We start from the raw sequence: 13,852 nt of genomic DNA, 5'->3' as shown, positions 1-13,852 counted from the left end.
GGTTCCATTCTCGCAGGTGCGGCGACGGGGTGACGAAGCGGGCCGGTGTGCGCAACGGGCATCCGATGCGCACACCGTGGCGCCTAACCTCGTGACCGTTTGAGGTGCCGCCACAGACTCGACCACTGCTCCCCTTGGAGATCCCGCGGGAGAACACGGGGGGAGATACCTGCGTGCGCGAGTGCCTGCCGTGCGGACACGACATCGACGCGCGCAGCGCGTGCGACGACCACCGCCAGACTGGCCCCGCGGCCCGTGAACACCGCACCGATGAATGCCTCATACGCCCGACGCTCCGATCGCGGGATGAGGGCGGTCGCGCGTCGGCGGACCGTGAGCACGCCGCCGTCGACGCTGGGCTGCGGCGAGAAGCCCCACGCCGGTACCCGTCCCTGCAACTCGAAGTCGAACCAGGGCGCCGACTGCGCGGTCATCATCGTGCCGCCGCCCACGCCTGCGCGCTTTCGAGCGACCTCCCACTGCGTCAGCAGAACTGCGTGCCTCCATCCATCCGAGGAGAGGAGGCGACGAAGAATCGGCGTCGTGAGGTGGAACGGGATGTTGCCGACGACGACCTCGGCGTCGAACGGGTAGCGGGTGGCATCCGCCGCTTCCACCCGCACCGCGGGTAGCGCCGTCCGAAGGCGCCGGACTCGATGCTCATCGATGTCGATCGCGGTGAGGGGCCTGCCCAGCTCGGCGAGCGAGCGGGTGAGGGCGCCGTCGCCCGCGCCGAGTTCGAGGATCGAACCCGAGGTGTGCGCGACAAGAGACGTGAGACGGCCGAGCGTCGGCCGGTGGGTGAGGAAGTTCTGGCCGAGTTCGTGTCGGCCGCCATGAAGAGAACGAGGCATGAGTGCGCTCCAGAAGAAGAATCGGAGCACCTCGAGGGAGGGAACGCGCGCGAGCGCGGAGAAGCTGCCCGTCCCGAGGTGCAGATGGCATCTCGGAAGACGGCGCGTACGACGAGCGAGCGCGCCGTCAGGCGCGGCGGTCGCGGAACGTGAAGGAGGGCGCCGTCACCAGCGCGCTGTTTATTGTTCCCATCGGACCAGCCTACGATATCCGCGCAGCGTCAGATCCAGCCGCGTTCCTCCGCGAGGAGGACCGCCTGCTGACGGGTGCCGACGGCGAGTTTGGCGAGCACCGCGGAGATGTGGTTGCGCACGGTGCCGGGTGCCAGGGACAGGCTTCGGGCGATCTGACTCGTGGTCTCTCCCCGGCGTCCGGCGCGCAGCACATCGAGCTCTCGGTCGGTGAGCGGGGAGCGCTCGTCGCTCAGCGCATCCGCTGCGATCTCCGGGTCGACATAGCGTCCGCCCGCTGCGACACGGCGGATGATCGCCGCGACCTCGTCGGCGCCGCGCGACTTGGGGAGGAAGCCGGCGACGCCCGAGGCCAGCGCCCTGCGCAGGATTCCCGGTCGCGCGTGGCGGGTGACCACCACGCACCGTGTCGCGATGGCGCGGTTCAGGCGCTCGGCGACCTCGACGCCGTCGAGCCCAGGCATCTCCAGGTCGAGCAGGCACACATCCGGCAGCAGTCGCAGCGCCTCGGCAACCGCCTGCTCGCCGTTCTCACATTCGGCAACGACCTCGATGTCGTCTTCGAGACGGAGGAGAGCGGCGAGCGCAGAGCGGATCATCCCCTCGTCGTCGGCGAGCAGAACCCGGATCATCGTGCTTCTCCCTGTCGTGCCGGCACCGTCACGACAACCGTGAACTCGTCTTCGCCGCGGTGCACCTCCAGGGTGCCCTCGGCCTCGGCGATCCGGCGCCCGACGCCCTCGAGTCCTGAGCCCTCACGCCCGGGCTCGATGCCCGGAACGACGTCGTTGGAGATCTCATAGCGCCAGGCATCCGCTTCCCGCGCGAGCACGAGCCGTGCGCGCTTTCCGCCGCCGTGCCGGATCACGTTCGTCGTCGTCTCGCGGATGACGGGGCCGAGATCGGATGCCGGTGCCTGATCGGCATCCGCCGCGATCGCCGTCTCGACATCGAGCCCGGCCGCCCGCAGCAGATCGCGGGCGTTGGCGAGCTCGTCGCTCAGCGGCACCGAACGGAACCGCATCGCGAGGTCGCGCGTGCCCTGCCGCGCTTCGTCGACGCTCGCCCGCGCCGCACGGAGCTGTTCCATCCCCGTTTCCGGGTCGCGCGGCATGAGTCGTTCGGCGAGCTCCAGCTGCAGCGCGATCACCTGGAGGTGGTGCCCCTGAAGGTCGTGGACATCGGTCGCCACGCGCAGACGCTCCTGCGTCGCGGCGAGGCGGGCCTCGGAGGCGCGAGCCCGATCGAGTGTGATCAACACATCCCACCACCACAGCGAGCTCACCGTCATCGCCGGCAGGATGAGCGTGTAGACGACCGGGAGCGTCCAGGCCGCGTCGTACGCCGGGCCACCTGAGGACGCATCGACGAAGGCCGCGCCGACGAGCACGAGAGTCACCGCGATGACGAGGCGGAGCCGAACACCCCTCGGCCAGTTCAGCAGAACGAGGAACTGCGCGACGGGCATGATTCCGAGCAGCCAGCTGTCTGTGATGGTGCCTGCTGTGATGCCGAACGCCAAAGAAACGCCCGCCGGCACCGCCAGCGGGACCCATCGAACCCCTGGCTCAGCGTCGATGCGGTGTCGGTAGGCGGCGATCACCGGCACCGTAGACGCGCACCAGAGCAGGCCGCCGATCCCGACGATGAGCGCGATGGCGCTTCCCGGCGTCACCGCGAACGCGATCGCGGTCCACACCAGCACCAGAAACACCTCGAAGAACATCACGGCGCTCGCGGTGTACCACCACGTCGCGGTGATCCCGCGGGCCAGCTGCTGGGCGCCGGGCCCGGGCTCTGCGCCTGCGGCGAGGGACTTCGTGCTCATTCGAACCACGATAGAGGCATGACACTTGTCAGGGATCCGGCAGGCGTTGCGCACGCGAAGAGGTGACAGCCCGGCACTGCCGCGCCGAGACGGATGCCGATGAACTGGACTCATCGCGACGGACACACCGATCGCCCGGAGACCAGGAGCCACCGTGAACCTCATCGAAACCTTCCAGAACCTCGTGGCACAGGTGCCCGAGCTCGTGCAGCCGCTGATCGTCGCCCTGGCCGGCGCTGTCCCCTTCATTGAAGGCGAAGGCGCCGCCGCCATCGGAATCATCGGCGGCATCCACCCGGTTATCGCCGCCATCGCTGCGATCGCCGGAAACTTCCTCTGTGTCGCTGTCCTCGTGCTGCTCAGTTCCGGTGCCCGACAGGCCATCGTCACCCGACGCGACCGGTCTCGCGAACTCGTGCCGGCCGGTGGCACGGGGCCGCTCGACGACGACATCGTCGGCGACTCCGGCCGCAAGACGGCACGCAAGGAGAAGTTCCAGCGTGCGCTCGTGCGTTACGGCGTTCCCGGTGTGAGCCTGCTCGGCCCGCTCCTGCTGCCGACGCAGTTCACCGCGACCATGCTCGCCGCGGCCGGCGTCGGCAAGGTCCGCATCCTGATCTGGCAGGCCATCGCGATCATCGGCTGGACGACGGTCATCACGGCGATCATCGGCAGCGCGGTATACGCGATCCACTGAGTTGTGACCATGCAGCCTGGGCTGAGAGACCGTGCGGTCGATCAGCCCAGGTTTCGCGTCTCCAACACAGTGATCATCGTTCAATCCTGCCCACGCTCGGCGCCGGTGGAGGCAGGACGCGCTCCGAAGTTGCGCGAGAACAGGTCGGCGGAGTCGTACGCGGCTTTGACCGCCGCCAAGCGCTCGCGCGTGCCCTCCGGATAGATCGAGGCCACGGCATCCACCGATGATCCGTCGAGCGAGTTCGCGTAGGCGCCCGCGACGTACGGCTCGAGGTCGCGCCACACTTCGGTCATTCGCGCGCGGATGCCACCGACCGCCGCCTCCGGACCGACCGCGAAGGTCGTGACCATGAGCTCGGCGTAGCGGTGGGCGAAGGCTGTGGCGTCGGCCGGGACCTCGGCGAACGCGCCGCCGAGACTGTGCAGGACGATCGCTGACGGCTGCGACTCCCCGGCGATCCGGGCGACGGCGAGGGCAGCGGCATCCGCGGCGTCCGGAGCGACGAACCCGTTGCGGACCACGGCGCGCAGCCCGAGCGGCAGTTCCGTTCCCGGGTGCAGGATCTCGGCGTAGGTGCGACGGCGTACGTCCACCGACAGCGGAGCGGCGATCGCGCGCAGCGCGTCGACGGACTCGACGAGGTCACCCTCGTCGGAGCGCACCATCGTGACGACGATGGGAGCCTCCTTCCCGCCGGCGAGCGGGTTCGCCAGCACGACGGTCGATCCGATCGCATGCGGCGCGTGCCGCATGTGGGCGGCCCATCCGGTGACGATCCGCTCTGCCTGGTCGGATGAGAAGGTCAGGGCGGCGAACTCGACCGTTCGAGTCGGCTGCGCCTCGAACTCGAACGCGGTGACGACGCCGTACGCTCCGCCCCCACCGCGCAGCGCCCAGAACAGCTCGGCGTGGTGCTCGGCGTCCACCACGAGCACGTCGCCAGAGGCTGTGACCAGTTCGACGGCACGGAGGTGATCCAGGGTGAGCCCGTCTCGACGCACCATCCAGCCGATCCCGCCGGAGAGGGTCAGCCCGCCGACGCCGACGTCTGCGGTGTCGCCCGACGAGATCACGAGGCCGTGCGGAGCGAGGGCGTCGACCACCTGCCGCCAGAGCGCGCCACCACCGACGCGCACCCGGCGATCCGGGAGCACCTCCACGGCGTCGAGGGAACGCAGGTCGATGACGATTCCGCCATCGACCGTGCTGAATCCGGCAGCCGAGTGACCGCCACCGCGCACGGCGAGCGGAAGATCGGATGCCGCCGCGAAGCGGACCGCGCGGGCGACGTCGGCGGTGTCGGCAGGACGGAGGACGAGGACCGGTGCGGCCGACGCCATCGGCGTACGGGCAGCGGCCGAGTAATCCGCCGAATCGGGAGTGATGATCGCGCCGGTGAATTCGGCGAGCTGGGTGTCGATCTCGGCAAGCATGATGTCTCCTTCGGATGCCCGCCGAAATGGCGAGTCATGAAGAAGACGATGCGAGCGGTCGGAATGTGACCGGATCCGAGAAATCGGTGTCTGCCCGCCGAGTTTCTCACCGCGGACGGGTCACGTGACGCACACTCCGATGCAAGGATGAATCATGACCGACGTCGACCGTGAGATCTCGACACCCCCGTCGATCGCGGGACCGGATTCGATCGCGTCATTCGCCGAACATCGCGGACTGCTGGAGGCAGTCGCCTACCGGGTACTGGGAAGCATGGTCGACGCCCAGGACGTGGTGCAGGACGCCTGGCTGCGGTGGAGCGGCGTCGACCCGGCCGGCATCCTCGACCCGGAGGGCTACCTGGTGCGCATCACCACCCGGCTTGCGATCGACCAGCTGCGCAGTGCTCGTGCCCGGCGGGAGGCATACGTCGGTCCGTGGCTCCCCGAACCGATCCGCACCACGCCCGATGTGGCAGACCGGGTCGAACTCGCCGACTCCGTCTCGACCGCCGTCCTTCTGGTGCTGGAAGCCCTGACCCCGATCGAGCGCGCTGTCTTCGTGCTGCGGGAGGCGTTCGGCTACTCCTATGCCGAGATCGCGGAATTCGTCGACCGGCAAGAGCCCGCCGTCCGGCAGATCGCGCATCGCGCACGGAACGCCGTTGCTGCTCGCCGGCGGCGATATGACACGGATATCGAGACGCGCCGGGTCGCGACGGAGCGGTTCCTCGCGGCCTGCGTCGGCGGAGATCTTGAGGCGCTCATGGCCGTGCTGGCACCCGGCGTCACGATGATCAGCGACGGCGGCGGACGAACCTACGCGCCGCGCATGCCGATCATCGGACGCGAGGCCGTCGCCCGCGCGATCCTCAAGCTCACGCGGCAGGCACCCGAGGGAACCCGACCGTTCATCGCGCCGCTGAACGGCGGTCCGGGAATCGTGCTCACGGCATCCGGCCCGGTGCTCGCAGCGACGCTGCACCTGCGGGACGGAGTGATCGAGATGCTGCACGTCGTGAGCAACCCCGCGAAGCTGACGCACGTGCGCCACTGAAATCGGATCCGAGTGTCACGTATCGCTCTGCTGTCTCGTCCGTGAGGTGAAGCATCCTCAACGAACGGAGCAATACGTGTTCATCCTCGGACTCGCCATCACCCTTCTCACCGCGGCTCTCAACGGCGCCATCGCCGTCTTGAACCTCATCGGACACGACTATCCGAAGTCCCAAGCCGATCAGATGCGCATCCCGCACTCGCTCCTCCCCGTTTTCGGCACCATGCTCGGCGCCGGGAGTCTCGGGCTGGTGGCAGGACTCGCGGTGCCCTCCCTCGGCATCGCTGCGGCGGCAGGCTTCGTGATCTACTATCTCGTCGCGCTGGGCGCCCACTTTCGGGTGCGTGATTTCCGCCTGATTCCCTGGGCGACGATGTTCGCCCTCGCCTGCGCGGCGCTCGCCGTCGCCACGTTTCGGGCTGTCGGCGCATGATCCTCTCGATGCGCCGGCACCCTCCTGCATCATCGAAGACCTCCACACGACCCAGTGGCAGGATGGGGATCTCAGAGCGAATCGAGGAATGATGAGCGCACTCCTGCAGATCCTGACCACGCACGTCGCAGACGGCACCATGCCCGGAGCCGTCGCTGCGACCGGCTCCCCCGACGGAGACGTCGAGATCATCGGCGTGGGTGACATGCCGAGCGATGCCATCGTGCGCATCCAATCGATGACCAAGCCCGTGACCGCGGTCGCGACGCTGCGTCTCGTGCAGTCCGGTCGCCTGAACCTGGATGACCCGGTGGAGACGTGGCTGCCCGAGTTGGCCGACCGGCAGGTACTGCGCTCTCCCGCGGCAGCTCTCGATGACACCGTGCCGATGAGCACGCCGATCACGGTGCGCCACCTTCTGACGAACACATCGGGTTACGGCATGACGACGGCCCCCAGCCCCCTGCGTGAAGCCATGATCGCGAATCGTACCGAGGCCGGACAGGAACCGGTCGAGCTGGGAGCGCAGGAGTGGCTCGACGCGCTCGCCGACTTGCCGCTCGCGTTCCAGCCGGGCACCGCCTGGCGCTATCACCATTCGTTCGGAATCCTCGGCATCCTCCTGTCGCGCGTGGTCGAAGGGTCGCTCGAGCAGCACCTGACCGACGACCTCTTCCGTCCGCTCGGCATGGTGGACTCGGGCTACAGCGTCCCACTCGAGAAGGCGCACCGGCTGCCCGCCGCGTACCGCCACGACGAGACGGCCGGACTGACGCAGACCGAACCGGCGGCCGGCGGGTTCTATGTCGCGCCGGCCCCGTTCGACCTCAGCCATGCGGAACTGGTGTCCACGGCTTCCGACTACGCGGCGTTCGCCGGCATGCTCGCCGGCGGCGGACAGCACCAGGGGAAGACCTTCCTGGAGCCCGCTCTCCTGGAGCAGCTGCACACTGACCAGGTTCCCGCGGGGGCCAAGGCGGACGACAGCTTCTTCCCCGGGTTCTGGAACGGCACCGGATGGGGATTCGGGGTGGCGGTGCGCACCGAGGGAGAGCACGCCGGGCGGTACGGGTGGTCAGGCGGCCAGGGTACGGATTTCTTCGTCGACCCCGACGGCTCTTTTCAGATCGTGCTGACCCAGGTCGAGATGGGCGAGCGGATCATGGGGCTGTTCAGCGACACGCAGTGACAACACCTCACCTGAACACCGTTCAGTACACTGGGCTGGGTCATTCCGAGCCACCCCAGAGAGAAGCCGATCACGCCTGTTTCGTCATCAGTGCACCGCGTCGCGACCGTCGATCCTGACCGCGTCGCGATCGTCGGCGACGGCGCACACCTGACCTACGCCGAGCTGGCGCAGGATGCGCGCGGGATCGCGGCATTCATCGACGGTTGTGTGCGCGCCCTGCCCGTGTCGACAGACCTGCCCGTGGTCGGGATCTGTGTGCGCTCGGCGTTCGTGACGGCACGGCTGGTGGTGGGTCTCGAGGCCGGGTCGACGATTCTCACCGTCGTCGATCCTCAGTGGCCCCAGGCACTGCAGATCCAGATGATCCGGAACACGAGAACGCAGATCCTGCTCACAGATGTGCCCGGTCTGCCTGACGCTCTGCGGGCCGCGGGCTGGGGCGGAACCATCATCCCCGCCTCCGATCTCGATCACCTTGCATCCGCCGGCGGCACGCCCGGCGAGGGCGCGCCGATGGTGGATTCGGCGAAAGATGACGATGCCCCGTTCCTGATGCTGTTCTCCTCGGGAACGACCGGCACTCCCAAGGCGTTTCTGAAGACCCGGGCGCAATACCTCGCGAACGTCGCGGTGTCCCGCGAGTTCCTCGGCGCGCACCCTGGAGTGGCGACGTTCACACCCGGACCCCTGTCGTACAGCCTCACCCTGTACGCCCTGTTCGAGGGGCTCGCCACCGGTGGGCGCGTGCATGTGGCAGACCGGCTCGATGAGTTGTGGTTGACCGGTCGCGCCCGCGAGGAGAACGTCACACGGCTGGTGACCGTGCCCTCGGCGCTGCATGCTCTCGCCGATGCCGCTCACCGTTCTCCGGCGCGTTTCGAAGGACTCCGCCTGATCATCACCGGCGGCGCGGCGCTCTCCTCGGCGACGCGCGCCCGGGTCACCAATGAGATGCCTCAGGCTCGCCTGGTCAGCTATTACGGGGCGGGCGAACTCGGATTCATCGGCGACAGCCGCGACGGCGACGGCACCCGCATCCGGTTGTATCCGCGCGTCGAGGCTCTCGTTCGCGACGATGCCGGGCACGCACTCGAGCCGGGCGAGCTCGGAACACTCTGGGTCCGATCAGGGTCCTGCACCACCCAGTACCTGCCGCACACCACGGATGCGGAGTTGTCGGATGCCGAGGGCTGGGCGACCGTCCATGACCAAGGTTCCCTTGACGGCCGCATGTTCGTGTTCGCGGGGCGGCGGGGCGAGGTCGTCGCGACCGGAGGGCACAAGGTCGCTCTGGCCGAGGTGGAGCGCGCCTTCGACGGGATGCCGGGGGTCGGCGGGGTCTGCGCGATCGCGCTCCCCCACCCAAGCCTGGGCACCGTCGTCGGCCTCGTCCTCGAGGGCGACGATCTGCCGTCGAAGCGAGTCCTCCGGGAATGGGCGGCCTCGCAGCTGCCGTCAGCGTCGGTGCCTCGACGCTGGCACGCCGTTCCGAGCCTTCCCCGCACCGGCGGAGGCAAGGTCCGCCGAGGAGCGACTGTGCAGCTCGTCCTCTCCGGAACCGGAGCGACGCGCCTGTGATCGCGTCACACCGCGAGGTGGTCGTCACCGGTGTCGGCGCCGTCACCGCCAGTGGAACGACGGCGGCCGCACTCTGGAACTCGGTTGTCGAAGGGCGCAGTGGAATGAGCGTCCTCCCCGACAGCCTGACCACGGGGATGGCGGTCAGCGTCGGCGGCGTCATCGCCGGGTTCCCGGAGCCGCCGGATCTGCCCCCCTCCCTCGCGCGTCACCTCAGCCCCGTGCAGCGGTGGGCGATCACGGCCGCCGATGAGGCGCTGACGGATGCCGGCTGGGATCGGTCCCGTGGCGCATCGCCCTGGGAGCCGTATCGCGTCTCCATCATCGTTGCGACCGGATCCGGGCCGGTCGATGCGATGCTGCGGGCCGGATCCGCCTTCGAGGCCGGCGGACCGCGAAAAGTCCCGCCAGGCCTGGTCGTCTTCGGAACAGCCGACGCTGCGGCAGGAATCCTGAGTCAGCGATACGGGTTCCGCGGCGCGACGCACGCTGTCACCGCGGCCTGTGCCAGCGGGGCCATCGGAATCGGCGAAGGGTTGCGGCGCATCCGGCACGGTTATGCGGACGCCGTGCTCGTCGTCGGCATGGAGGACTGCCTGAACTCCGTGCACCTCGCCGCGAACACCAACCTCCGCGCGCTGGCCACCGGGTACGCCGACGACCCGTCATCCGCATCGCGCCCGTTCGATCGGGCCCGTTCCGGATTCGTGATGGCGCAGGGTGCGGGAGCCGTCCTTCTCGAAGCCGCCGACGCCGCAGTTCGCCGGGGCGCCATGCCGCAGGCCGCCGTCGCCGGTTTCGGTGAGACGACGGACGCCCACCACCCCACCGCCCCGCATCCCGATGGACAGGGGGCGGCCGCGGCGATCCGCGCCTGCCTCGCCGACGCCCAGATATCGGCCGCGCAGGTGGATCACGTGAACACGCACGGAACGGGGACGCCCCTCGGAGATCGCGCCGAGATCGCGGCGCTCGCCCACGCACTCGGCGAGCGCGCGCGCCGCGTTCCGCTGACGGCGACGAAATCGTCGACCGGTCACCTGCTCGGAGCCTCCGGAGTCATCGAAGCCATCCTCGCGGTGATGACCCTCCGCGATCAGACGCTCCCGCCGACGATCAACCTCACCGATCCCGAGTTCGACGATTGGACCTTCGTCCGCGACCGCCCTCTGGCGCGGGCTGTGGAGACGGTGCTCTCGAACTCCTTCGGTTTCAGCGGGCACAACGCGGCACTGCTGTTCACCAGCCGATGACCCGCGACCCTCACTCGACGAAGACGTTCGTCGGGTCGCCGCGCAGCCGCGCTGCCGCGTCGACGACGGCTCCGACGGCACCGGCCAATGAGCGGATGTCGCGGAAACCGCGCTCAGCGAGCAGAGACCCCGCTCGCGCGGCACGCACTCCAGAGGCGCACACGGTGACGATGCGGGTCGATGGAGCGAGCTCGTGGAGTTGCGGAGCGGTCGCGATGAAGCCGAGCGGAATGCGCAATGCGACCGGCAGCGCCCCCGTGGTCTCTGCGGCCTCACGCACGTCGATGACGACGAGCGCTTCTCCCCTGGCGAGCTCGCGAGCGAGAACCGACGGCATCACGATCGGGACGACCGGCCTCGTCGACGCGGATGCCGCGGCATCCGTCCTGCACTCGGCCCTCTCAGCGGTTGTGTCCGGCGCGATCCGATCCGGATCCGGCGACAGGGTGAACGTGCGCCAGGTCGTATCCAGAGCATCGAACTGCAGCAGCCGTCCGAGCAGGGTGCGGCCTGTCCCGGTGATGAGCTTGACCGCCTCCGCCGCCATCACCGCCCCGATGGCGTGACAAACCATCCCGAGCACGCCGCCGGTCGCGCAGGTCGCCGCGTCGCTCGGAGTGTCCGGATGCAGGTCTCGGTACCCCGGGCCGTACGGAGGCCAGAACACACTGACCTGACCGGAGTATCCGAGCACGGCACCCCACACGACCGGCATGCCGAGACGCTCGGCGATGTCGGCGACGAGGTAGCGCGTGGCGAAGTTGTCGGAGCCGTCGATGACGAGGTCGTAGCCGGCGAGGATCGTCTCGGCGTTCGCGACGGTGAGGCGCTCGCGGTGCTCACGCACGGCGACCCCGGGATTGATCTCCTGCAGCGCGTCGCTCGCCGACGTGGTCTTCAACCGGCCCAGATCCGACATCCCGTGCAGCAACTGCCGATGCAGGTTGCTGATCTCGACGGTGTCGTCGTCGATGACGCCGATGGCTCCCACACCTGCCGCGGCGAGCGCAGCGAGCACCGGAGTGCCGAGCCCGCCAGCCCCGACGACGAGCACCCGGGCCGCCGCGAGTCGGCGTTGCCCCGCTTCGCCGATGCCCGGCAGAGCGAGCTGGCGCGCATAGCGGGCACGGGCGTCCGCGTCGAGGGGGCCGGCGGGTTCGACCAGCGGATGCGGCGGCCCGTGATGCGTGGGGTTCACAGGTCGGGCCGTCCCGCCATCGACGAGGAAGCCAGGGCATGCTCGCGGCGTGGAATCCGGCCGGACCGCGCGGCGAGGCGCCCGGCGATGACGGCGTGCTGGAACGCCTGGGCCATCCCGACCGGGTCGATCGCGCGGGTGACGGCGCTGGCGAGCAGCACCGCATCGCAGCCGAGTTCCATCGCCAGCGCCGCATCCGAGGCGGTGCCAACGCCGGCGTCGAGCACGACAGGTACCGATGCACGGGAGACGATCAGTTCGATGTTGTGCGGGTTGAGGATGCCGAGTCCGGTCCCGATCGGGGCCCCGAGCGGCATCACCGCTGCCGCCCCCAGATGCTCCAGTCGCAGCGCGAGAGCCGGATCGTCGTTCGTATAGGCGAACACCGTGAAGCCGCGTTGCACGAGCTGTTCCGTCGCATCCACCAGCTCCACGGCATCCGGCAGCAAGGTGTCTTCGTCGGCGATGACCTCGAGCTTCACCCAGTCCGTCTCGAACGCCTCGCGCGCGAGCTCGGCCACGAGAACCGCTTCGCGGGCAGTGAAGCAGCCAGCGGTGTTGGGGAGCAGGCGGATGCCGCGCTCGGCGATCATCGAGTAGAGAGTGCCCGCCTCCGGCGAGTAGCGACGCACCGCGACGGTGGTGAGCTCGGTGCCAGAAGCGGTGAGTGCGGCCCCGAGATCGGCAAGGCTCTCGGCCCCGCCCGTGCCCATGATCAGCCGTGAGGTGAAGCGGACTCCGGCGACCTCGAACGGGTCCTCCCGCTCAGCCACCCTGCACCGCCGTGAGCACTTCGATCTCGTCGCCGGTGCTCAAGACCGTCGCGGTCCAGCTGCCTCGCCTCACGATGGCCGCGTTGACCGCGACGGCGAGGCCCAGCGATTCGCCGTCGACTGCCCGGCCGTCGGCTCCGATGGCACGGCCGGTGAGGTCGGTGACGACGTCGGCGACAGTGGCGTCTGGTGCGATGCGGGCGGGAGCGCCGTTCAGGCGAACGTCGATCATGAGACCTCCAGGGGTACGGGGGATGCGGTGAAGCGGTCGGGTCGGAAAGGGGCGATGCCGGGCGGGGCGACGCCCGAGATGAGCGAGGCCACGGCCTCGGCCGCGATGGGCGCGAGCATGACGCCATGGCGCCCGAAGCCGGTGGCGATGATCAGCCCCGGTGCCGCGCGTCCGAGCAGGGGCGCGTTGTCCGGAGTCGTCGGCCGGGCCCGCGCCGTGACCTCGAGCAACTCGAGTTCGGCCACGGCAGGCACCACCGCAGCGGCGTCGCGCAGCAGTTCGTAGACGCCTCCCGCCGACACTGCCGGCCCGCCGTGTTCGCGTTGCGTGGCACCGAGCACGACGGTGCCGTCAACACGCGGCAGGAGGTACACCGACGCACCGTGCACGCGAGCGCGAACGGTGCAGTCGAGCAGCGGGCGCAGCCGATCGGGAACGCCCAGGCGCAGGATGTCGCCGTACACCGGGCGCAGCTGCGGCACGAACGGCATCCCGTCGAGGCGGCCGGCGGCGAGGCCGTTCGCGACGACGACCTCTCGCGCCGTGATCACGGCGTCATCGAGGCGCACGCCGATCGCGGGCGACATCGGATCGTTCGGGTCTTCGTGCAGGATGCCGCGCACCACGGTGCGCACGATGCGATCTCCGAGGGCGGCGAGCAGAGCGGTGGCGAGGGCGCGGGGGTCGATGCGATGCTCGCGCACGCGACGGACCGCGGTCGTCCGCGGACCGAGGAGGGGTTCGAGGCGTCGCGCTTCGCGGAGGGTGAGCACCTCGATCGCGCCCGGTTGGAGTGCGGCGAGATCGTCGAAGCTGCGCCGATCGGCGTCGTCGACGGCGAGGAGCAGAGTCGATGCGGCCTCGAATCCGCACCGGCCGCTACCCGGAATCGTCGCGAGGAAGGCGGGATACCGCGCCGCCGATTCCTGGGCTATGACATGCAGCGACTGCTCTGTGGGGCGGTGCTCGCTGATCGGCGTGATCATGCCGGCTGCGGCATACGTCGCGCCCGACGCCGGTTCCGGATCGACCAGACGCACGTCACGGCCCGCCCGCGCGAGCTCCCACGCGATCGACAGCCCGATGGCTCCCCCGCCGATCACGACGGTATCGCAGCGCACCGATACAC

General features: G+C 69.4%; 14 protein-coding genes. 6 read left to right on the top strand and 8 right to left on the bottom strand.

Annotated elements, in window-relative coordinates:
• Positions 1-83: 83 nt before the first annotated feature.
• The 3 genes from erm to MRBLWH12_RS17795 form a co-directional block, all read right to left on the bottom strand.
• On the bottom strand, positions 84-854 hold the full coding sequence (gene erm, locus MRBLWH12_RS17805) for a 23S ribosomal RNA methyltransferase Erm (protein ID WP_363551107.1): 771 nt from the start codon (positions 852-854) through the stop codon (positions 84-86).
• A 221-nt stretch (positions 855-1,075) separates the two neighbouring features.
• Complete coding sequence (locus MRBLWH12_RS17800; protein WP_341975921.1) at positions 1,076-1,678, bottom strand: response regulator transcription factor; 603 nt, start codon at positions 1,676-1,678, stop codon at positions 1,076-1,078.
• Positions 1,675-2,874, bottom strand: coding sequence for a sensor histidine kinase (locus MRBLWH12_RS17795; protein ID WP_363551105.1), 1,200 nt, complete (start codon positions 2,872-2,874; stop codon positions 1,675-1,677). The genes MRBLWH12_RS17800 and MRBLWH12_RS17795 overlap by 4 nt, the downstream gene beginning before the upstream one ends.
• Before the next feature lie 154 nt (positions 2,875-3,028).
• On the opposite strand from MRBLWH12_RS17795, the gene MRBLWH12_RS17790 reads away from it, so the two are divergent.
• A complete protein-coding gene (locus MRBLWH12_RS17790) occupies positions 3,029-3,571 on the top strand; it encodes a small multidrug efflux protein (RefSeq protein WP_363551103.1) in 543 nt (180 codons plus the stop codon).
• Positions 3,572-3,651: 80 nt separating this feature from the next.
• On the opposite strand, the gene MRBLWH12_RS17785 is transcribed toward MRBLWH12_RS17790, so the two are convergent.
• Positions 3,652-5,007 carry an FAD-binding oxidoreductase gene (locus MRBLWH12_RS17785; protein ID WP_363551101.1) on the bottom strand — a complete coding sequence of 452 codons (1,356 nt, stop codon included), beginning with the start codon at positions 5,005-5,007 and terminating at the stop codon, positions 3,652-3,654.
• 154 nt (positions 5,008-5,161) lie between these two features.
• Here MRBLWH12_RS17785 and sigJ point away from each other — a divergent pair, with 154 nt between their 5' ends.
• The 5 genes from sigJ (at position 5,162) to MRBLWH12_RS17760 (ending at position 10,520) form a co-directional block, all read left to right on the top strand.
• Complete coding sequence (sigJ, locus tag MRBLWH12_RS17780; RefSeq protein WP_363551099.1) at positions 5,162-6,064, top strand: RNA polymerase sigma factor SigJ; 903 nt, start codon at positions 5,162-5,164, stop codon at positions 6,062-6,064.
• Positions 6,065-6,140: 76 nt separating this feature from the next.
• On the top strand, positions 6,141-6,497 hold the full coding sequence (locus tag MRBLWH12_RS17775; protein WP_363551097.1) for a DoxX family protein: 357 nt from the start codon (positions 6,141-6,143) through the stop codon (positions 6,495-6,497).
• 91 nt (positions 6,498-6,588) lie between these two features.
• Entirely contained in the window at positions 6,589-7,686 is a 1,098-nt protein-coding gene (locus MRBLWH12_RS17770; protein WP_363551095.1) for a serine hydrolase domain-containing protein, read from the top strand.
• 90 nt (positions 7,687-7,776) lie between these two features.
• A complete protein-coding gene (locus tag MRBLWH12_RS17765; protein ID WP_363551093.1) occupies positions 7,777-9,267 on the top strand; it encodes a class I adenylate-forming enzyme family protein in 1,491 nt (496 codons plus the stop codon).
• The gene (locus MRBLWH12_RS17760) at positions 9,264-10,520 is read left to right on the top strand and encodes a beta-ketoacyl-[acyl-carrier-protein] synthase family protein (RefSeq protein WP_363551091.1); all 1,257 of its coding nucleotides are present in this window, start codon (positions 9,264-9,266) and stop codon (positions 10,518-10,520) included. Before MRBLWH12_RS17765 ends, MRBLWH12_RS17760 begins: the two co-directional genes overlap by 4 nt.
• A gap of 10 nt (positions 10,521-10,530) precedes the next feature.
• Here MRBLWH12_RS17760 and MRBLWH12_RS17755 read toward each other — a convergent pair whose 3' ends face one another.
• The 4 genes from MRBLWH12_RS17755 to thiO are packed head-to-tail and all read right to left on the bottom strand — an operon-like array spanning position 10,531 to position 13,844.
• A complete protein-coding gene (locus tag MRBLWH12_RS17755) occupies positions 10,531-11,718 on the bottom strand; it encodes a ThiF family adenylyltransferase (protein WP_363551089.1) in 1,188 nt (395 codons plus the stop codon).
• Positions 11,715-12,431 (bottom strand): thiazole synthase, encoded by a 717-nt coding sequence (locus tag MRBLWH12_RS17750; protein WP_414685048.1) that lies wholly within the window; start codon positions 12,429-12,431, stop codon positions 11,715-11,717. Before MRBLWH12_RS17750 ends, MRBLWH12_RS17755 begins: the two co-directional genes overlap by 4 nt.
• A gap of 52 nt (positions 12,432-12,483) precedes the next feature.
• The gene (gene thiS / locus MRBLWH12_RS17745) at positions 12,484-12,723 is read right to left on the bottom strand and encodes a sulfur carrier protein ThiS (RefSeq protein WP_363551085.1); all 240 of its coding nucleotides are present in this window, start codon (positions 12,721-12,723) and stop codon (positions 12,484-12,486) included.
• The gene (gene thiO, locus MRBLWH12_RS17740) at positions 12,720-13,844 is read right to left on the bottom strand and encodes a glycine oxidase ThiO (protein ID WP_363551083.1); all 1,125 of its coding nucleotides are present in this window, start codon (positions 13,842-13,844) and stop codon (positions 12,720-12,722) included. The genes thiS and thiO overlap by 4 nt, the downstream gene beginning before the upstream one ends.
• Positions 13,845-13,852 lie beyond the last annotated feature (8 nt).

Source organism: Microbacterium sp. LWH12-1.2 (assembly GCF_040675825.1).
In the GTDB taxonomy this organism is placed as follows: Bacteria; Actinomycetota; Actinomycetes; order Actinomycetales; family Microbacteriaceae; genus Microbacterium.
The sequence above is the reverse complement of the archived record's forward strand: the minus strand, read 5'-3'. Positions and strand labels throughout refer to the sequence as shown.

What these genes read in the sequence shown, in the direction of transcription:
- sigJ (WP_363551099.1), top strand. Translation starts at nt 5,162, where the DNA reads ATGACCGACGTCGACCGTGAGATCTCGACACCCCCGTCGATCGCGGGA.
- MRBLWH12_RS17770 (WP_363551095.1), top strand. Translation starts at nt 6,589, where the DNA reads ATGAGCGCACTCCTGCAGATCCTGACCACGCACGTCGCAGACGGCACC.
- MRBLWH12_RS17750 (WP_414685048.1), bottom strand. Translation starts at nt 12,431, where the DNA reads ATGGGCACGGGCGGGGCCGAGAGCCTTGCCGATCTCGGGGCCGCACTC.
- erm (WP_363551107.1), bottom strand. Translation starts at nt 854, where the DNA reads ATGCCTCGTTCTCTTCATGGCGGCCGACACGAACTCGGCCAGAACTTC.
- MRBLWH12_RS17800 (WP_341975921.1), bottom strand. Translation starts at nt 1,678, where the DNA reads ATGATCCGGGTTCTGCTCGCCGACGACGAGGGGATGATCCGCTCTGCG.
- MRBLWH12_RS17785 (WP_363551101.1), bottom strand. Translation starts at nt 5,007, where the DNA reads ATGCTTGCCGAGATCGACACCCAGCTCGCCGAATTCACCGGCGCGATC.
- thiS (WP_363551085.1), bottom strand. Translation starts at nt 12,723, where the DNA reads ATGATCGACGTTCGCCTGAACGGCGCTCCCGCCCGCATCGCACCAGAC.
- MRBLWH12_RS17795 (WP_363551105.1), bottom strand. Translation starts at nt 2,874, where the DNA reads ATGAGCACGAAGTCCCTCGCCGCAGGCGCAGAGCCCGGGCCCGGCGCC.